Below are 17814 nucleotides of genomic sequence, written 5' to 3'. Positions count from 1 at the left end.
TGTTGGCGTTTGCGCGGGGGCGTGACGTAATTGAGTGGAGATGTGGTATGAAACAATCCTCCCTGGCGACTCCGGTGAGCGATTACGCTGTGGAGATGGCAGCGCGGGTAGAAAAATTTGTGCGCAATGTGATTGTTCCCTATGAGAAAGATGCCCGTCGGGATAGTCATGGTGCGCCCACCGAAGAGCTTGTGATGGAGATGCGTCACAAGGCGCGGGAAGCTGGGGTAATGACACCCCATATTCGACCAGATGGTCATCATCTCACTCAGCGGGAGACAGCTCTAGTATTGATAAATTCAGGATTGTCTCCCATCGGTCCTGTAGCCTGTAATACAGCGGCGCCGGACGAAGGCAATATGTACCTAATGGGGCATGTCGCCAGCCCCGCCCTCAAGATGCGCTTTTTGGAGCCGATAGCCTCCGGCGAGGCGCGGTCAGCATTTTTTATGACCGAGCCAGCGAGTGAGAACGGTGCAGGCTCCGATCCATCTATGATGAAAACCACCTGTCGTCGGGATGGTGATGATTGGGTGATCAATGGTCGGAAGGCTTTTATTACTGGTGCCATAGGTGCAAAGGTCGGTATTGTTATGGCCGCCGCCGAAGAGGGGGCCTGTATGTTTTTGGTGGATCTCCCCAACCCGGCGATTCGCCTCGATGAGCTCCCTCACACCATCGATAATGCTATGCCTGGCGGGCACGGCACCTTCACGATAGACAATCTCCGGGTGCCGGCTGAGCAGATGCTTGGGGAGGCTGGTGAGGGCTTCAAGTATGCTCAAGTGCGTCTATCCCCAGCCCGGCTTTCGCACTGTATGCGCTGGCTCGGTGCGTGCAAGCGCGCCCATGAAATCGCGACTGATTATGCCTGTCAGCGAGAGGCTTTTGGGAAACTGCTAGTTGATCATGAAGGTGTAGGCTTTATGCTTGCGGAGAATCTGATTGATCTAAAACAGGCCGAACTAATGATCGACTGGTGTGCCGCCGTGCTTGATAGTGGATCGCTTGCGACTGTGGAGAGTTCCATGACAAAAGTGGCGGTTTCTGAAGCTCTCATGCGCATTGCTGACCGTTGTGTTCAAGTTATGGGCGGGACTGGTGTGACTCAGAATACAGTTGTTGAACAGGTCTTTCGTGAGATTCGTGCTTTTCGCATCTACGACGGTCCAACCGAAGTTCATAAGTGGTCCCTGGCTAAAAAAATCAAGCGCGATTGGAAAGCGATGTAGTTATGAGTGCTTCCGATCATTCATCAAATTCTGGATCAACCCCAGTTCGGGAAGGGTTTGCCTTTAATGAAGCCGCGCTGGCTAACTGGATGAAGGCCAATGTAGAGGGCTTTGAGGGACCTCTTCGAGTTGAGCAGTTTAAGGGGGGGCAATCCAATCCCACCTATAAACTGATCACTTCTGGCCGAAGTTACGTTTTGCGGCGCAAACCGCCGGGAAAGCTGGTCAAGGGGGCGCACTCGGTGGAGCGTGAAGCCACTGTGCTGATTGGGCTGGGTAAAGCGGGCTACCCTGTCGCTCATGTTTACGGATTGTGCACTGATGAAACGCTTATTGGCAGCAATTTTTACATTATGGAGATGATTGAGGGTCGCATTATTTGGGATGCTACCTTCCCAGATGTGGCCAAGTCTGAACGCCGCGCTTACTTTGACGCCATGAATGCGACTATCGCGCAGTTGCATACCCTTGATTACCAAGCATTGGGCTTGGGCGATTATGGTCGCACGGGTAATTACTTTGAGCGCCAAATTGCCCGTTGGACGAAGCAGTACCTGGACGACGGCGACGCTGGCAGAGATGCCAATATGGATCGCCTTATTGAATGGCTGCCGGAAAACATACCAGAGGGCAATACTACAACGCTTATTCACGGCGACTTCCGTTGTGACAATGTCATTTTTCACCCTACAGAGCCGCGCATACTCGCAGTGCTAGACTGGGAGCTGTCTACTTTGGGTGACCCCCTGTCGGATTTTGCTTACCACGCAATGATGTACCGGATGCCGCCGAATATCGTTGCGGGCCTGTCGGGGGCGGACCTGCATGAGCTAGGCATTCCGACGGAGGAAGACTATATTGCTGACTACTGTCGTCGTACCGGGCGCAGTGCTATCGCCAACTATGATTTTTATATTGCTTTCAACTTTTTCAGACTGGCCGCGATTTTCCATGGTATCAAGGGGCGGGTGATAAAAGGCAGCGCCGCGTCTGCTCATGCCCGAGATCGCGCGGCATCTTTCCCGACCCTGGCGGAGCTGGCCCGCAGAGCAATGGAAGCCTGTCAATAATGTGTTATGCGTCTGGCTTTGGTGCAGGGGATAAACGTACTTTAATCATTGGGAGCTTGTTGTGACCTTGCAGGTTATTGGGGCCGGTTTCGGTCGGACGAGTACAAATTCTCTTAAGGTCGCTTTGGAGAGATTGGGTTATGCCCCATGCCACCATATGAAGGAAGTGATGCCTCGGCGCGACCAGGTCGATTTGTTTAATCGAGCAGGTGCGGGGGAGGCGGTTGAATGGAGTGTCATCTTTGAGGGCTTTCAGGCGGCTTGCGACTGGCCCTCGGCCAAGTTTCATAAAGAGCTGGCAGCCCATTATCCCGATGCCAAAATTGTTCTTTCTGTACGTGACGCAGACAAATGGTACGACAGCACCCGCAGCACTATATTTGCTTTTACCCAGAGCATGCCCCGCTGGTTGCGTTGGTTAAGTCCGCGGATGCGCACCATCCATCAAATGGTGACAGGGGTTGTTTGGGATGGGGTGTTTGGCGGTCGATTCGCTGACGAGGCGTATGCGAAACAGGTGTTCCTGCAAAATACTGAAGACGTCAAAGCGTACTACCCGCCTGAGCGCCTGCTGGTGCACCACCCCGCTGATGGATGGCAACCGCTGTGTGAATTCCTGGGGAAGGATATTCCTGCTGAGCCATATCCGCGGGTGAATGAGGCCCATGAAATTGAGCGCATTGTTAAAATTTTCAAGGCTCTAAGTTACCTACCTTATATCTTGATGGGGCTGATTATTATGCTTTGGGTGTTTTAGCGGCTACTCTCTATCGCGATTCGCCAACTATTGTGTTTCGGAAGTTGCCCCGGAATAGTGAGCGGCATGGAATTGTAGGGAGCTGCAGTGTTGTCCGTATTACAAATAGTTGCGGCTACTTGTTGTTGCCGCTTGGTAATGCCGGTAAGAGGTGAGGGTTTTTGCACTTTATCGATGGTTCTGTAGGCACGGTTTGATGGTTGCGCAGAGCTTGGAATTGTGCTTGAATCCACAACTATATAGACAGTACAACCTGTTTGTAACATGCCCGAAAGGTCCGGGCCTTATAACTTCTGGATAAGGTAGCTGAGGAAAAATAATGAGTGACAATATCGATATGAAAAACATTCCGTCCCTGTGGGAGGCTGCAAAGCAGGAAATGGAGGGATACAGCTTCCTTGGGGACTACGTGCAGCCAAAGTGGGATGTGCCTGAAATTATTGGTATCTCCTGTGCAGTATCAAATCGTTTTGGCGATGACGCAAAGGCCGGTGCATCCAAATCTTCTGTTGAAAAGTACATTGATGAGGCCTCTGCAGTAATTGAGGAAGGTGCTTGGTCTGTCCACATTGATTTTACCTGGGTGACGGATGAGAAGGGCCGCCGTTTGGACCAGATTCCCCCTACTGAAGCTTACCCGATGGTGCTTGAGCCGCTGCGCAAGCGTTATGGTTATAGCTTTATGGCAGACCTGAATGTTCTGAACGGAGCGACCTTCGAAGAGTGCATGAGCCCGGTGAAAGCCGGTTTGGCGGAGACTGCACCCTGTGCTCCGGGTCACCCAGAAGTGTTTGTGACCAATGCGGTCAAGACATTGTTCGAATACGGCGTACTGCCCCAAGTGGCAATTCACAACTCCGGTGAAATCGAGTTGATGAAGCGCCGTATTATCGACAAAGGGCTGATGAAGGGGCCGGTTCTGTGGGGGCTGCTGTTCGGTCTGCCTTTTGACGTAGGGCGCACGCTGTTGTCAGGTAATACGGTAATGGATATGGATGATTTGGTTCGGCAGATGCTGCTGCTGCAGCACCAGATACGGAAAATCGATCCCAACGCCCAGTTCATTGGTTGTGCAGCAGGTCGTGGCACGATGTACTTCACCACGCTGGCGACCATGCTGGGTATGCACATTCGAGTTGGTACTGAGGATACCGAATTCAAGTATCCTAACTCTGATGAGAAATTCACCAGCAACTTAGAAATGTTCAAGCGCGCAAAGGAGATTGCCGAAATGCACGGTCGCAGACCTGCGACCGCCAATGAAATGCGTAGAATGTTCGGTATGCCCGAACGATAGCTTTTGGATTTTGATGGTTTATTTTCTAAATACGAAGGTGGGCTCGGAGCTCATCCGTCAAAGTACTTAAGGTCGTTGACGCAAGTTATTTTTGGAGAGATATCATGGCATTTACTGGTGTACACCATGCCGCTTTCATAACAAATGATATGAAAACGCAAATTGAGTTTTATACCCAGGTTCTCGGTATGAAGCTGGTTGGGATTTTTCCTATGCACGGAGTTCCTGGTGCTTCTCATTGCTTTATTGAAGCGGGGAAAGACGCATATGTGAGCTTCGTGCAAATAAAGGACGTCAATGTCGAGCCTGTCTATGGCGTGAGCCACGCAATTGACACCGCGCACCCGGTGGCTGGCGGTGCAATGCAACATATGGCCTTCGGTTGCGACAGTCTTGAGGAAATGATGACCCTGAGGGATCGCCTGAGAAGCAATGGCTACGCTGTTTTTGGTCCGCTGGAGCATGGCATGAGTCACTCCATGTACTTTGGTGGTCCTGAAGGGATGCAACTTGAGTTTGCTACCACGGATCAATGTGAGCCAGTGCGAGCGGAAGACTGGGTCGACCCTAGTACCGCTAAGACACTCGGAATGAGCGAAGCGGATTTGAAACGCTACCTCAATCCACCGGCGTTTGCCAGTCAAGGAGGTGCGGTGAAGCAACCCAGTCTGGATAACGCTATGTACCCGACGCCGATTCCACGGCCGATGTTTGACGCTCTTGGCTATCTTTCTGACGAAGAGCTCAAAGAAGCAATGCGATTCAATGCGCCTGAGTAATCGTCAGCAAGCATGGAGCGGTGAGGGTTATGGACATAACCCAAGGTCTTTGACGTCATAACGATCGCCTTTGTGTTGTCGAACTTAAGTTGATTTGAAGCAGGCGTAAAGGATTAGCACAATTTCGACAGCGTCGCACAAAGCGTTGAAGAGGCTGGTTGAAGTAGCATGGAGCGGGCTGGCCTCTATCATCTGCACTGCTGCCTATTTTGATCTGCATATTGTTCATGCTGCGGGGTGTTATGGAAATATCGAGCTGAAGGTAGTTATAAAACACCCTGGGTGGTCTGCGTTCAATCTCAGGCATGTTGACAGTCCAATTCGAAAACCCAGGTACTGACCAAGTATTGAATAGTTTATAAGTGTCATGCCTTCAAGGCCTCTCGCGCTTTCGTTTTCTAGGATTGGCTCTTCGAGGCATGGTTATACTTCCTTGCCTTTAAGGAGTAACCCATTTAACATCACAGGGTACTGCCGTATTCTGAATTTGTTTCGTTGATTTTCCGGCTCTGTCATCCCCCCTAGGTAACATGTCTGCAGACAATGCTTCCAAGTACAAAAAAGAGTAGCCCCAGAAAAAGGCGACGCACGCAAGAAGAGCGCCGCAGTGAAACGTCTGGTAAACTCCTTAAGGCCACCGTCGACCTCCTTCTTGAAAATGGTTATTCGCGCTTTCGAATAGCCGATGCTGCTGCTCGTGCTAAAGTCTCCAGGGGTGGTCAAACCCACCATTTTTCCACCAAAAAGGAACTTATTGAAGCGGCAATCGAGCGTCTGTTCGAGAGTGAGGTGGGGCAGGCCGAGTTTGATGCGGCCAAAACAGCGGATGAGGACGTTATTGATCAGGCGGCCCGCCACGCTCAAGATTTTTTAACGAGCAAATTATATACCGTTAGTTTAAATATGCTGGTTTCTGCGGGCGAAGAGGAGCATCTTGCTGACGGCGTCAGAGAAATCTCAGCAAATAGTCGGGTACCAATTGAAGAAGCGTGGGTTCATCGAATTGCCCAGTCAGGTATCAGCCGCCAGGAAGCTGCAGCAATCCTCGTGCTGTTGTGGAGTATTCAGAGGGGTTACGTTGTTGGCCGAAAAATAGAGGGCGGACGTGGGAAGAAAAATGCTGGCGAGCTCGAATTTGCTGTAGGCCTTCTTACCGGTTATCTCAAGTCGAAAAGACTTGGCTCTCCCGCTCTGCCAAGCTCTCCCCCGAGTCCGCCCGGGTCGAAGCTAGGCAATGGCATACCTGTGGAAGGGGCAGTCGATCATAAAGGCCAACAAGGGCGCAGTGCCTCCACTCGGGACCAAATTCTCGATACAACGTACCAAATTATGCGGGATTTGGGGCATGCTGGACTCCGTTCAGCCAAGGTTATCGATCAGTCAGGAGTCTCCCGGGGCGGGCTGTTACACCATTATCCTACCAAGGACCTACTCGTTGCAGCGGTATACGAGCGTATAGTAGACCGGATAGAACAGGACAGTTTGCGTCGAATTGGCGCAACTAAAGATGCAGACATCCTATCTGCTATTGTCGAGGATGCTCAGGCGCGTTTCTTTGATGATTCTTATAAAGTCACGCTGGATATACTGATCGCTTCTGGAAAAGATGAGTCTCTGGCAAAGGTGCGCAAAGCGCTGGAGGAGCGCTATTCTCCGGGCGCTCAGAACCAGTGGGCGAGCCGTTTGATGGAATCGGGGGTTGAGGCCGGTAAGGCCTACCAAATCACCAGTTTTTTGTGGAATATGGTGAAGGGCATTGCAGTTCGGAATTTGGTCCAGAAGCAGGGGGACTTGTCAGAGCAAGTTATTGCTCTTGGTCTTGAGTTGGCAGGTCAGGCGGCGCGGTCGTAGCTTGCGTCGTTGTGATCTGTGGGTTTTGCTGCGAGACGCAGCATTGCGCTGGGCTTGGTAGAGTTTGGTTTTTTATTCTTGCCTTCTCTGTTGGCGACCGAATTGCGTTGCGAGTCTTCGTTCTGGAATTAGGCTTCGACTTCTTTCTCCCAGCTAGCGGTAAGTTGAGGATGCGGGCGATTGCGGGTACGGCGGGCAAGGGAGATAAACATTGGCGTCACTTCCACCGAAGGCGAGTCTGGGCTATCAGGTTCGCATAGCGCATAGAGCTTTTGATCGTTTACTGGCAGCTCGACTAGCGCCGTTTGGTCTTAAGGCGGGCTACTGGTACTACTTGAGGGTACTCTGGCTGCGTGAGGGCCTGACGCAAAAGGAGTTGGGTGATGCTATCAATGTCAAGGAAAACACCACGGTAGCGATGATTCTGGGCATGGAAAAAGATGGATTGCTAACCAGAAAGCGGGACGAAATTGATCGTCGCAAGATGTGTGTTTATTTGACTCCGAAGGGGCGTGATCTCGAAAAGAAGCTTATGCACATTGCGCCTGAAATTAATGAAGCTGCGACTAAAGGCATTTCAAAGCGGGAATTGGAAAAGTGCCTGATGGTGCTTCATCACGTCAGTGAAAACCTTCAAACTATCGACTTCTAGGCGGCAGCTTTTCATGCTGTGGAATCGGTTATGTAGATCGGGGTTCCCTAAAAGTTGTCCAGAAGCGCTAGGAAGCGTTTCTGCAATCGTGTCGGCTGCCAGTTTTTCCTAACGGTTATTCCTATATCGCGACCCGTTCCCTCGAGAGGCTGGGGACTGGCAGCGAGTATCCCCATCTCCACTTCCAGTTCAACCTGCCGGGCGGGGAGCAGGGCGACCCGGTCGCTGTCTAGTAGCAGACTACGGATGGCAACCAACGAACTGCATTCAATCATTTGTGTAGGCGGATCAAAGCCCGAATCGGCAAAAAAACGGCTGAAGGTTTCTCGCGCAGGGGTATTGTGCTTGGGCGCAATCCATCCCAAGTTGCGCAGTTCTGCTGTGGGTGGCGCAGCGCGGCCAGCCAGGGGGTGGCTTGCACGTACCACCAAGTGGAGGGAATCCCGAAATAAAAATTGTTGCTCGATCTCTGGGCTAGGACTGGGGTGGCGCAGCGCGCCGACTATCATGTCCAGCTGGCCGTGCAGTAAGGCGTGTAGCTGTTCCTCGTAAGGCCCATCGATAATACTGATATGTGCTGCAGGAAATTCATTCAGTAAGTGCGTGACCGCATGCGGAACCAGTTTGGTTCGCGCTAGTGGCAGGCAGCCAATCCGCACACTACCTGCGCTAAGCCCTTTCAGCTCTTCGACTTCTTCGCGACCCAGGCGAATTTCGGAAAGAAAGAGGCTTGTGAGTCGAGCCATTTTTCTGGCCAACCAGCTCGGCTCCATACCCGCTGGTGAACGCTGGAATAGCTCCTGGTTACAAACAATTTCCAATTCTTTTATCGCGCGGTGCACTGTGGGCTGGGTCAGTCCAAGGTGCTGTGCTGCCCGAGAATAACTGCCTTGTTCGACAACGCTGAGTAGGGTTCTGAGTTGGGTGGAGGTGAGGCGTCGGTATAGGGGCTGCGTTTTTCGGCCTGAGCGTAGGCTGGTGGCTTGCTCAATGGCGGTCAGCCAATTCACTGCCCGTTCGGCCCGGCGAAGAAAAATTTCGCCTGCCTCGGTGGCATGCAGGCCAGTACTTGAGCGGGTAAAGAGCAATATATCCAGTTCTTGCTCCAGTTTGGCCAGGCCTTGGGTGATGGCTGATTGGGATAGATGCACGCTAGAGGTGGCGCGGCTGATGCTGCCCAATTTCCATATAGTCAGAGCGGCGCTGAGGTGGCGCAAGTTGGGTGGTGAGGGAGCGGTGTCTCTCATGGACATAACTGAGTCGAGGTGCAGTGAAATAAGAACATTATAGAAAAAACTTATACCTGGGTACAGCTTTCGAACATGCCGAGATGAGTACGCTGGGCCATAATAAAGTTCGGAATTTTAGTAAATAGGGGAAGCGACCATGCCTGTTTGTGTAACCGATATTACGCGTGTTTCGGCTGAGGTGCTGGAACAGTACCAAGGTGCTGAAGTGGCCACTGTTCACGAGGCGCAAGGCCGCAAGGGCTTGATGGCTTCGTATATGCGCCCTATTTACCGCCCAGCCAAAATCGTTGGCACCGCCGTAACCTGTGAAGTGGCGCCAGGTGACAACTGGATGCTGCATGTGGCTGTAGAGCAGTGCCAACCAGGCGATGTGTTGGTTGTTGCTCCGACTAGCCCTTGTGAAGACGGTTATTTTGGTGATCTGTTGGCCACCTCATTGAAGGCGCGGGGGGTTGTCGGGCTGATTATCGATGCTGGCGTGCGGGACATTGCCACTTTGACCGAGATGGGATTCCCGGTGTGGTCCAAAGCGGTGTTTGGTCAGGGCACGGTTAAAGAAACCGTGGGCAACGTCAATGTGCCGGTGGTATGTGCGGGCGCGTTGGTCAATCCCGGTGATTTGATTGTGGCCGACGATGATGGCGTGGTGGTAGTGCGCCGCCAGGAAGCCGAGGCGGTGCACACCAGTGTGCTCAAGCGGGTGGCTAACGAAGACAGCAAGCGCGAACGCCTGGTCGCCGGTGAACTAGGGCTGGATATCTACAATATGCGCGAGCGTCTGGCGGAAAAAGGCCTGCGTTACGTGAAGTCGCTGGACGAAGCCTAATCATGCAAAAGGCGATTCCCTGTCAGGTTATGCGCGGCGGCACTTCCAAGGGCCTGTATTTTCTGGCCAGTGACTTGCCTGCCGACGCCGAAGCTCGCAACCGTTTGTTGCTGGCGGCGATGGGCTCTCCGGATGCCCGCCAGATTGACGGCATGGGCGGTGCTCACCCGCTGACCAGCAAGGTGGCGGTGATCTCGCCGTCATCGCTGCCCGGCGTCGATGTGGACTATCTTTTCCTACAGGTGGTGGTCGATAAGGCCGAGGTCAGTGACGCCCAAAACTGCGGCAATATTCTGGCTGGGGTGGGACCTTTTGCCATTGAGAATGGCTTGGTCGCGGCTCAGAACGGACACACCGATGTCAGCATCCATATGGTGAATACCGGTGCCCGCGCGGTGGCTCGGGTGGAAACCCCCAACGGCTGTGTAAATTACGTCGGGCAGGCCCGTATTGACGGCGTGCCGGGTACGGCAGCGCCGATCCCAATCGATTTTCTCGATATTGCCGGCTCCAGTTGTGGTGCCTTGTTACCCACAGGTAACACCCTCGATGTGATCGAAGGAATTGAGGTGAGCTGCATCGATAACGGCATGCCGGTGGTCTTACTGCGGGCGGCAGACTTTGGCCTGAGCGGGTTGGAGTCTCCGGCGGAGCTGGAAGCCAATGCCGAGTTGAAAGCGCGCATCGAATCCATCCGTCTGGCGGCGGGCAAACTGATGAATCTGGGTGACGTGACCAGCAAAACCGTGCCCAAGATGAGTCTGATCTCTGCGCCGCTGGCCGGCGGTTCGATCAATACCCGCACGTTTATCCCTCACCGGGTTCACGAAGCCATTGGTGTGCTGGGTTCGGTCAGTGTGGCCTCCGGCTGCATGTTGCCGGGTTCGGTCGCGCAGTCCGTGGCAGCGGTGCCTGCGGCCGATGGCGTATGTCAGCTGGAGGTGGAGCACCCGACCGGGTTTTTCACTGTAGAGATGGAAGTGGCCGGTAGCGATAGCCTCGATAGCTTTACCGTTAAGCGCGCGGCCCTGTTGCGCACGGCGCGGCTGCTGATGCGCGGTGAGGTGATGGTGCCCGCCGAGTTGGAGAGCGAGCATGGCTGACCTTGAGCTGGCTAAAGTGAAGCGCATCGCGCTGATTGGTTTAGGCGAAGTGGGCCTGGCCGTGGCCGAGGACCTGCTGGCGAAAACCGAACTGGACTTGCAACTGTGGGACGCGCAGTTTGGCACGACCGGCAGTGCGGCAGAAGCGCACTGGGCGTCGTTGGCATCCTCTGACCGGGTGAGTCGGGCTGCGGATGCGGCAAGTGCTGCCAAAGACTGCCAGCTGGTGCTGTCGATGGTGACCGCCGAGCAGGCGGTGCCCGCCGCGGAGTCGGTGTTGGCGGGACTAGCTGCCGAGGCTTGGTTTGTCGACCTTAACTCCATCTCGCCGGCAGCCAAAAAGCAACTGTCAGAAATGGTGACGGCCGCAGGCGGACGCTTTGTCGAGGCCTCGGTGATGTCGCCGATTCACCCCAAGCGCACCGACGCGCCGATCTTGTTGGGTGGCCCCCACGCGGCGGCCTTCGAAGCTATTGGAGAGCAGCTGGGCTTTAGCGACATGCGTGCCACTTCGGCGGAGCTGGGCATCGCGGCGGCTACAAAAATGTGTCGCAGTGTGATTATTAAAGGCATGGAGGCACTGGTAACCGAGTCCTTACTGGCCGCGCGGCACTACGGTGTTGATGAGGTGGTGCTGGCCTCGCTGAATAACCTGTTCCCCCGCCCCGACTGGCCGGAACATGCCCACTACCTGATTACCCGCTCACTACTGCACGGAGAGCGGCGCGCGGCAGAAATGCGTGAAGTGGCCAAGACCGTCAACGAAGCGGGTTTGTCACCGTGGATGAGCGCGGCCTGTGCCGAGCGCCAGGACTGGGCGGCAAAATTCAAAGCCCAGCTGAGTGAAACAGAATTGAACCCTTTGCTGGACGCGATCAACGCCCAAATTAGTACTATGAATGGAGAAGCCTAGAATTATGAAAATTATCGATTGCCACGGGCACTACACTACTGCTCCAGAACCCCATCAATTGTTCCGTGAGGCACAGCTGGAAGCCTTTAAAAAAGGCGAAGCGCTGCCTGAAGTGCCGCAAATCAGCGATGACCAGATTCGTGAGAGCATCGAGCAGAACCAGATGCGCCTGCTGAAAGAGCGTGGCGCCGACATGACCATCTTCTCGCCACGCGCCTCCACCATGGCTCACCATGTTGGCGACGAGGCGGTGTCCAAGCAATGGACCAGCGCCTGTAACGATCTGATTAAGCGAGTAGTCGATCTCTACCCCGAAACCTTTATTGGCGTGTGCCAGTTGCCTCAGTCGCCCGGTGTGCCGATTGCCAACTCCATTGCCGAGCTGGAGCGCTGCGTCAACGAGCTGGGTTTTGTCGGCTGTAACCTGAACCCCGACCCTTCCGGTGGTCACTGGACTTCCGCGCCGCTGACCGATAAAAGCTGGTACCCGTTCTATGAAAAAATGGTTGAGCTGGATGTGCCGGCGATGGTGCACGTGTCCGGTTCCTGCAACCACAACTTCCACGCTACCGGTGCCCACTACATCAACGCCGACACCACCGCGTTTATGCAGTTTCTGCAGGGCGATCTGTTCAAGGATTTCCCTGAGCTGCGCTTTATTATTCCCCACGGCGGCGGCGCGGTGCCCTACCACTGGGGTCGCTACCGTGGTCTGGCCGACATGCTCAAGCAGCCGCCGTTGGACGAGCACGTGATGAAGAATGTGTTCTTCGATACCTGTGTTTACCACCAGCCCGGTATCGACCTGCTGTTCAAGGTGATCGACATCGACAATATTCTGTTTGGCTCGGAAATGGTCGGTGCGGTGCGCGGTATCGACCCGCAAACCGGACAGTATTTCGACGACACCAAACGTTATCTGGATGCGTTGCCGCTTTCCGACGAAGACCGCTACAAGGTCTTTGAAGGCAATGCCCGCCGGGTGTATCCACGACTGGATGCCTCATTGAAGGAGCGAGGAGAATGAGCCAGTTCACCCCCGACGCCGACTGGCTGCACTGGCACCAGTCGCCCAGCAAACCGAGCTACGTGCCACCTGCTGGCGCGGTAGATGCCCACTGCCATGTGTTTGGCCCCGGGGATTTATTCCCCTTTGCGCCGGAGCGCAAGTACACCCCCTGTGACGCCTCCAAAGATCAGTTGTGGGCGTTGCGGGATTATCTCGGCTTTTCCCGTAATGTCATTGTTCAGGCAACCTGCCACGGCGCAGATAACCGCGCGCTGGTTGATGCCTTGAACCACTCCAATGGTTTGGCTCGCGGCGTGGCCACGGTCAAGGCCAGTGTCACCGACAAGGAACTAGCAGCGCTGCACGCCGCCGGCGTGCGCGGTGTGCGCTTTAACTTTGTGAAGCGTCTGGTGGATGCGCTGCCCTTTGACAGCCTGAGCAGTATTGCCGAGCGTATCAAGCCGCTGGGCTGGCACATCGTGATTTATTTCGAGGCGCAGGAACTGCCCGAGCTGTATGACTTTTTTACGGCGCTGCCCACCACTGTGGTGGTGGACCACATGGGTCGCCCCGATGTCAGCAAGCCGGTTGACGGGCCCGAGTTTGAGTTGTTCGTCAAGCTGCTGCGTGAGAACGAGAATTTCTGGTCGAAGGTGACCTGCCCCGAGCGTTTGTCGCTGAGTGGCGCACCGACCTATGACGACTTTGTGCCCTTTGGCCGCCGCATTGTAGAGCTGTTTCCCGACCGCGTATTGTGGGGCACAGACTGGCCGCATCCGAATATGAAAAGCCATATGCCCGACGACGGCCATCTGGTTGATATGATTCCCCGCATTGCACCCACCGCCGAGTTGCAGCAAAAACTGCTGGTGGCTAACCCGATGCGGCTCTACTGGTCGGATTAAGCGGCTGGAATAACAGGAGGCTATTTATGGCACTAGACAAACCCTATCAGGATATTCCCGGTACCACGATTTTTGACGCCGATATGGCACGCCAGGGTTTCCACCTCAATCAGTTCTGTATGTCGCTGATGAAGGCGGAAAACCGCGAGCGCTTCAAGGCGGATCAGCGCGCTTACCTAGATGAGTGGCCGATGACCGAAGACCAAAAGCTGGCGGTACTTGCGCGGGACTACAACCGCATGATGTCACTGGGCGGCAATATTTATTTTCTGGCCAAGATTTTTTCGTCGGATGGACTGAGCTTCCAGCACGCAGCGGCGACTATGACCGGCATGAGTCAGCCTGAATACGCGCAGATGATGCTGGATGGGGGTCGTTCTCCAGAAGGCAATATGTACAAGTAACGCTCTACACTTAATACGCTCCGGTTGGGGCGCAATGAGGTACCACAATGGCAAAAATTACCGCGAGTGTATACTCGTCGCACGTGCCGGCCATCGGCGCGGCACTCGATAACGGCAAGTCTGGTGAGGACTACTGGAAACCACTCTTTGCCGGTTACGACTACTCCAAGGAATGGATCCGCGAGAACAAACCTGATGTGGTGCTGCTGGTATACAACGACCACGCCAGCGCCTTCGACTCCAATTTTGTCCCCACCTTCGCCATTGCCACCGGTGAGGAATTCCAGCCCGCCGATGAAGGTTGGGGGCCGCGCCCGGTGCCGGTGGTCAAAGGCCATTCGCGTCTGGCGGCACACATTGCTCAATCCGTGATTCAGGACGAGTTTGACCTGACGGTGGTCAATTCTCTGGACGTTGACCACGGCCTGACCGTGCCGCTGTCACTGATGTTTGGTCAGCCGGAAGAATGGCCTTGTCTGGTGATTCCTGTGGCGGTCAATGTAGTGCTATATCCGCCACCATCAGGCAAGCGCTGTTTTGCCTTTGGCGAGGCGCTGAAGCGGGCAGTCGAGTCCTTCGACGAAGACCTGAACGTGCAGATCTGGGGCACTGGTGGCATGAGCCACCAGCTGCAGGGGCCGCGTGCGGGGCTGATTAACAAGGAGTTTGATAACGCCTTTCTTGATCGTCTGGCGGATGATCCTCAGGCGCTGGTGGATATTCCCCACATTGACTACGTTCGTCAGGCCGGCTCAGAAGGTATCGAGCTGGTAATGTGGCTGGTTGCTCGTGGCGCCATGCAGAGCAAGGTCGTGCAGAAGCACCGCTTCTACCATGTGCCTGCCTCGAATACCGCAGTAGGCCATATGATTTTGGAAAATCCCTGAGTGATGTTGCAACATCAACGACGCCAAATGAATTAACGATATAAGGAGAACGCAATGAAGGTTCTGGTTTCTGGCCCCGGCGCTTTTGGTATCAAGCACCTGGACGGCATTAAAATTATTGATGGTGTAGAAGTGGTGTCGCTGGTTGGCCGCACCCTAGAAAAAACCCAGGCAGTCGCCGATAACTACGGCATCAAGCACGTCTCGACTGATCTGGCTCAGGCGCTGGCAGAGACCGAAGCCGAGGCAGTGATTCTGTGTACCCCGACTCAGCAACACGCCTCTGAATCGATTCAGTGCATGAAGGCGGGCAAGCACGTACAGGTAGAAATTCCCCTGGCTGACAGCTGGGCCGATGCTGAGGCGGTAATGAAAACCCAGCAGGAAACTGGCCTGGTTTGCATGGTGGGTCACACCCGCCGCTTTAACCCCTCTCACCAGTGGGTGCACAACCGTATTAAGAATGGCGAGCTGAATATTCAGCAAATGGATGTGCAAACCTATTTCTTCCGTCGCCAGAACATTAACGCCAAGGGTGAGGCGCGTAGCTGGACGGATCACCTGCTGTGGCACCATGCGGCTCACACTGTCGATCTGTTTGCCTACCAGGCTGGCGATCCGATTGTGAAAGCCAATGCGGTACAGGGGCCGATTCACCCCGAGCTGGGCATTGCCATGGATATGTCTATCCAGATGCAAACCGCCAGCGGCAAAATCTGTACGCTGTCGCTGTCGTTCAATAACGATGGCCCGCTGGGAACCTTCTTCCGATACATCTGTGATAACGGCACCTATATCGCCCGTTACGACGATCTGGTGAACGGCAAGGAAGAAGCAATTGATGTGTCGAAAGTCGATGTGTCCATGAACGGTATTGAGCTGCAGGATCGGGAATTCTTCGCCGCGATTGCTGAAGGCCGCGAGCCTAACTCCAGCGTTGGCAAAGTACTGCCTTGCTATAAAGTGTTGCACGACCTCGAGCAACAACTGGCTGGCTAAACAAACACCAAAGAGAAAGAAAGGGAAGGGCAATGCAACAGCGTAATATCGGCAGTCATCAGGTTCCGGCCATCGGCTTGGGCTGTATGAATCTCAGTCACGCTTACGGCCACCCGCCGAGTGAAGCCGATGCCATTACGCTATTGCATCGCGCCTTTGAACTGGGCGTGCGGCATTTCGACACCGCGGCACTCTACGGTTTTGGCAGTAACGAAACCCTGGTGGGCAAGGCGCTTAAGTCGCTGCGCGGTGAAATCCATCTGGCCAGCAAATGCGGTATGACCGGGGTTGATGGCAAGCGGGTGATCGACGGTCGGCCGGAAACCCTAGTGAAAACCATTGACGAAGCCCTGCAACGCTTGCAGACAGACCATATCGATCTCTACTACCTGCACCGCTGGGACAAAAGCGTACCCATTGAAGAAAGCATGGGTGCGCTGTCGAAAATGGTGGAGGAGGGCAAAGTCGGCGCACTGGGTTTGTCGGAAGTTTCGGCGGATACCCTGCGCAAGGCCCATGCTGTACATCCTATTACTGCCGTGCAGACCGAGTATTCGCTGTGGACACGCAATGCGGAAATTGCAGTGCTGGATTTGTGCCGTGAAATCGGCGCGACCTTTGTGGCCTTTTCACCGATTGGTCGCGGTTTTCTCTGTGGCGGTATCGACCGCCCCGAGCAGCTTGTAGAGGGCGATATTCGTCGGGGTATGCCGCGTTTTCAAGAGCCATACTTAAGCGCGAACCAGGAATGGATGGCGAAGTTTGCCACTCTGGCGGCCGAGAATAATTGCAGCATGGCACAGCTTTGTCTGGCCTGGTTGCTGACCCGTGGTGAGCATGTGCTGCCTATTCCCGGCACCACCTCACTGGCTCATCTTGAAGAAAACGTGGGCGCGCTGGAGTTGGTCTTGTCTGAAGAAACTCTGGGCAAACTCAACGAACTGATTAACCCGAATACGGTTCAGGGGCCGCGTTACCCGGCGGCGACCCAGCAGGAGATCGATACAGAAGAGTTTGCCTAAGCAAGCACTCTTCTCTGTATTGGCTCGGCATTTTGCTGAATCCTACTTGCAGAACCTCACTTAGCGCGCCATATAAGCAAGACCAAGAGCCGTTTGCTGTTCAGTCGGTGGCTATTGTTCGGATTTTTTCCAAATCTGGTGAAGGCTGGCCTTTAAATACCGCGTCCAGCGCTTCCCGCCAGATTGGGTCGTGCCACTCGGTAATCGCTTTTTCGTAGGCGGGGCGACTCTTCAAGCGGCGGCGATATTTGGGAGCTTTTCTTCTTCAAGAATTGCGCCGAGTGCAACTTCTTCCAGTCGGTGGAAGTGTGCCGCCATCATAATATCGGCTTGGCTGAATTCGCCAAACAAATACTCCTGTCCTGATTGCAGCATAGCCTCGATGTTTTTCAATTCCTCGCCCACATTTTGCAGTGATTTTCTGGATAGTGAGGGCGGTAACGGTAGCGAGCGGGCCATACTTATACCCCAGCGGCGTGCGGGAATAGGGTGCTTGCGGTACTTCCACAATACTGAGAGCGCCGGTTGTTGCTTAAGGCAGTAGCGCAACACCGGTAGTGTGAGCACGGGAGTTGAGGTGCCGAGTGATACGCCCAGGGCACGGGAATCATCCAGTGAAGCCTGTTCGATAAATGCACGCATTTGCGTCTGAGTATTGGCATTCTGCGGGGTCAGCATGGTGCCGCTTTAAATCTGCTTGTCCAGATAATCAATAATCACCCAGCTGTCGTAAACGGGGTCCTAGGGATTTTGCCTCCAAATACTGCAAAAGCCTCTGAAGCGCCCATGTTTACTGGCCTGTAGAGAGGCATCAACTTTCACCTTTCGGCCGATACCCCTCAATTGGCGCCATTAAAT

Annotated in this window: 18 protein-coding genes; 16 read left to right on the top strand and 2 right to left on the bottom strand. The window is 54.3% G+C overall.

Annotated elements, in window-relative coordinates; genetic code table 11:
• The first annotated feature begins 47 nt into the window (after nucleotides 1-47).
• The 7 genes from IB286_RS13655 to IB286_RS13625 all read left to right on the top strand — a co-directional run bounded on the left by IB286_RS13655 (nucleotide 48) and on the right by IB286_RS13625 (nucleotide 7638).
• Nucleotides 48-1232: an acyl-CoA dehydrogenase family protein gene (locus tag IB286_RS13655; protein ID WP_008250875.1), complete on the top strand. Its 1185-nt coding sequence runs from the start codon at nucleotides 48-50 to the stop codon at nucleotides 1230-1232.
• Nucleotides 1233-1234: 2 nt separating this feature from the next.
• Nucleotides 1235-2302 (top strand): phosphotransferase, encoded by a 1068-nt coding sequence (locus IB286_RS13650; RefSeq protein WP_008250876.1) that lies wholly within the window; start codon nucleotides 1235-1237, stop codon nucleotides 2300-2302.
• Between the two features lie 61 nt (nucleotides 2303-2363).
• Nucleotides 2364-3059: a sulfotransferase family protein gene (locus IB286_RS13645; protein ID WP_040803722.1), complete on the top strand. Its 696-nt coding sequence runs from the start codon at nucleotides 2364-2366 to the stop codon at nucleotides 3057-3059.
• Between the two features lie 319 nt (nucleotides 3060-3378).
• Entirely contained in the window at nucleotides 3379-4356 is a 978-nt protein-coding gene (locus IB286_RS13640; RefSeq protein WP_008250885.1) for a 3-keto-5-aminohexanoate cleavage protein, read from the top strand.
• Nucleotides 4357-4460: 104 nt separating this feature from the next.
• Nucleotides 4461-5135: a VOC family protein gene (locus IB286_RS13635; protein WP_008250887.1), complete on the top strand. Its 675-nt coding sequence runs from the start codon at nucleotides 4461-4463 to the stop codon at nucleotides 5133-5135.
• A 543-nt stretch (nucleotides 5136-5678) separates the two neighbouring features.
• Nucleotides 5679-6986 carry a TetR/AcrR family transcriptional regulator gene (locus tag IB286_RS13630; RefSeq protein ID WP_008250889.1) on the top strand — a complete coding sequence of 436 codons (1308 nt, stop codon included), beginning with the start codon at nucleotides 5679-5681 and terminating at the stop codon, nucleotides 6984-6986.
• 211 nt (nucleotides 6987-7197) lie between these two features.
• Nucleotides 7198-7638: a MarR family winged helix-turn-helix transcriptional regulator gene (locus tag IB286_RS13625; protein WP_008250891.1), complete on the top strand. Its 441-nt coding sequence runs from the start codon at nucleotides 7198-7200 to the stop codon at nucleotides 7636-7638.
• Nucleotides 7639-7685: 47 nt separating this feature from the next.
• Here IB286_RS13625 and IB286_RS13620 read toward each other — a convergent pair whose 3' ends face one another.
• The gene (locus IB286_RS13620) at nucleotides 7686-8885 is read right to left on the bottom strand and encodes a LysR family transcriptional regulator (RefSeq protein ID WP_040803725.1); all 1200 of its coding nucleotides are present in this window, start codon (nucleotides 8883-8885) and stop codon (nucleotides 7686-7688) included.
• A 139-nt stretch (nucleotides 8886-9024) separates the two neighbouring features.
• Between IB286_RS13620 and IB286_RS13615 the strand changes: the two genes are divergently transcribed.
• From IB286_RS13615 to IB286_RS13575, 9 genes are read left to right on the top strand one after another with little or no spacing between them, the layout of a single operon-like run.
• A complete protein-coding gene (locus tag IB286_RS13615) occupies nucleotides 9025-9714 on the top strand; it encodes a 4-carboxy-4-hydroxy-2-oxoadipate aldolase/oxaloacetate decarboxylase (protein ID WP_008250894.1) in 690 nt (229 codons plus the stop codon).
• A gap of 2 nt (nucleotides 9715-9716) precedes the next feature.
• The gene (locus IB286_RS13610) at nucleotides 9717-10817 is read left to right on the top strand and encodes a 4-oxalomesaconate tautomerase (protein ID WP_008250895.1); all 1101 of its coding nucleotides are present in this window, start codon (nucleotides 9717-9719) and stop codon (nucleotides 10815-10817) included.
• Nucleotides 10810-11730, top strand: a complete 921-nt coding sequence (locus IB286_RS13605; RefSeq protein ID WP_008250897.1) for an NAD(P)-dependent oxidoreductase — start codon at nucleotides 10810-10812, stop codon at nucleotides 11728-11730. The genes IB286_RS13610 and IB286_RS13605 overlap by 8 nt, the downstream gene beginning before the upstream one ends.
• 4 nt (nucleotides 11731-11734) lie before the next feature.
• The gene (locus tag IB286_RS13600; RefSeq protein WP_008250899.1) at nucleotides 11735-12757 is read left to right on the top strand and encodes an amidohydrolase family protein; all 1023 of its coding nucleotides are present in this window, start codon (nucleotides 11735-11737) and stop codon (nucleotides 12755-12757) included.
• On the top strand, nucleotides 12754-13644 hold the full coding sequence (locus IB286_RS13595) for an amidohydrolase family protein (RefSeq protein WP_008250900.1): 891 nt from the start codon (nucleotides 12754-12756) through the stop codon (nucleotides 13642-13644). Before IB286_RS13600 ends, IB286_RS13595 begins: the two co-directional genes overlap by 4 nt.
• Before the next feature lie 26 nt (nucleotides 13645-13670).
• Nucleotides 13671-14048, top strand: a complete 378-nt coding sequence (gene ligA / locus IB286_RS13590) for a protocatechuate 4,5-dioxygenase subunit alpha (protein WP_008250901.1) — start codon at nucleotides 13671-13673, stop codon at nucleotides 14046-14048.
• A 47-nt stretch (nucleotides 14049-14095) separates the two neighbouring features.
• A complete protein-coding gene (locus IB286_RS13585; protein ID WP_008250902.1) occupies nucleotides 14096-14935 on the top strand; it encodes a class III extradiol dioxygenase subunit beta in 840 nt (279 codons plus the stop codon).
• A 54-nt stretch (nucleotides 14936-14989) separates the two neighbouring features.
• Entirely contained in the window at nucleotides 14990-15934 is a 945-nt protein-coding gene (locus IB286_RS13580; RefSeq protein WP_008250903.1) for a Gfo/Idh/MocA family oxidoreductase, read from the top strand.
• A gap of 32 nt (nucleotides 15935-15966) precedes the next feature.
• A complete protein-coding gene (locus tag IB286_RS13575) occupies nucleotides 15967-16956 on the top strand; it encodes an aldo/keto reductase (protein WP_008250904.1) in 990 nt (329 codons plus the stop codon).
• Nucleotides 16957-17187: 231 nt separating this feature from the next.
• Here the strand turns inward: IB286_RS13575 and IB286_RS13570 are convergent, their stop codons facing one another.
• Nucleotides 17188-17634: a glutathione S-transferase family protein gene (locus tag IB286_RS13570; protein ID WP_008250905.1), complete on the bottom strand. Its 447-nt coding sequence runs from the start codon at nucleotides 17632-17634 to the stop codon at nucleotides 17188-17190.
• Nucleotides 17635-17814 lie beyond the last annotated feature (180 nt).

The sequence above is a fragment of the Spongiibacter pelagi genome, from assembly GCF_014705705.1.
GTDB classification, from domain to species: Bacteria; Pseudomonadota; Gammaproteobacteria; order Pseudomonadales; family Spongiibacteraceae; genus Spongiibacter; species Spongiibacter pelagi.
This window is presented reverse-complemented; position numbering and strand designations above follow the sequence as displayed.

Excerpts from the sequence above, each read along its gene's own strand:
- IB286_RS13585 (WP_008250902.1), top strand. The coding sequence starts at position 14,096 with ATGGCAAAAATTACCGCGAGTGTATACTCGTCGCACGTGCCGGCCATC.
- IB286_RS13655 (WP_008250875.1), top strand. The coding sequence starts at position 48 with ATGAAACAATCCTCCCTGGCGACTCCGGTGAGCGATTACGCTGTGGAG.
- IB286_RS13595 (WP_008250900.1), top strand. The coding sequence starts at position 12,754 with ATGAGCCAGTTCACCCCCGACGCCGACTGGCTGCACTGGCACCAGTCG.
- IB286_RS13580 (WP_008250903.1), top strand. The coding sequence starts at position 14,990 with ATGAAGGTTCTGGTTTCTGGCCCCGGCGCTTTTGGTATCAAGCACCTG.
- IB286_RS13650 (WP_008250876.1), top strand. The coding sequence starts at position 1,235 with ATGAGTGCTTCCGATCATTCATCAAATTCTGGATCAACCCCAGTTCGG.
- IB286_RS13570 (WP_008250905.1), bottom strand. The coding sequence starts at position 17,634 with ATGCTGACCCCGCAGAATGCCAATACTCAGACGCAAATGCGTGCATTT.
- IB286_RS13605 (WP_008250897.1), top strand. The coding sequence starts at position 10,810 with ATGGCTGACCTTGAGCTGGCTAAAGTGAAGCGCATCGCGCTGATTGGT.
- IB286_RS13635 (WP_008250887.1), top strand. The coding sequence starts at position 4,461 with ATGGCATTTACTGGTGTACACCATGCCGCTTTCATAACAAATGATATG.
- IB286_RS13615 (WP_008250894.1), top strand. The coding sequence starts at position 9,025 with ATGCCTGTTTGTGTAACCGATATTACGCGTGTTTCGGCTGAGGTGCTG.
- IB286_RS13575 (WP_008250904.1), top strand. The coding sequence starts at position 15,967 with ATGCAACAGCGTAATATCGGCAGTCATCAGGTTCCGGCCATCGGCTTG.
- IB286_RS13620 (WP_040803725.1), bottom strand. The coding sequence starts at position 8,885 with ATGAGAGACACCGCTCCCTCACCACCCAACTTGCGCCACCTCAGCGCC.
- IB286_RS13640 (WP_008250885.1), top strand. The coding sequence starts at position 3,379 with ATGAGTGACAATATCGATATGAAAAACATTCCGTCCCTGTGGGAGGCT.
- IB286_RS13610 (WP_008250895.1), top strand. The coding sequence starts at position 9,717 with ATGCAAAAGGCGATTCCCTGTCAGGTTATGCGCGGCGGCACTTCCAAG.
- IB286_RS13600 (WP_008250899.1), top strand. The coding sequence starts at position 11,735 with ATGAAAATTATCGATTGCCACGGGCACTACACTACTGCTCCAGAACCC.
- IB286_RS13630 (WP_008250889.1), top strand. The coding sequence starts at position 5,679 with ATGCTTCCAAGTACAAAAAAGAGTAGCCCCAGAAAAAGGCGACGCACG.
- ligA (WP_008250901.1), top strand. The coding sequence starts at position 13,671 with ATGGCACTAGACAAACCCTATCAGGATATTCCCGGTACCACGATTTTT.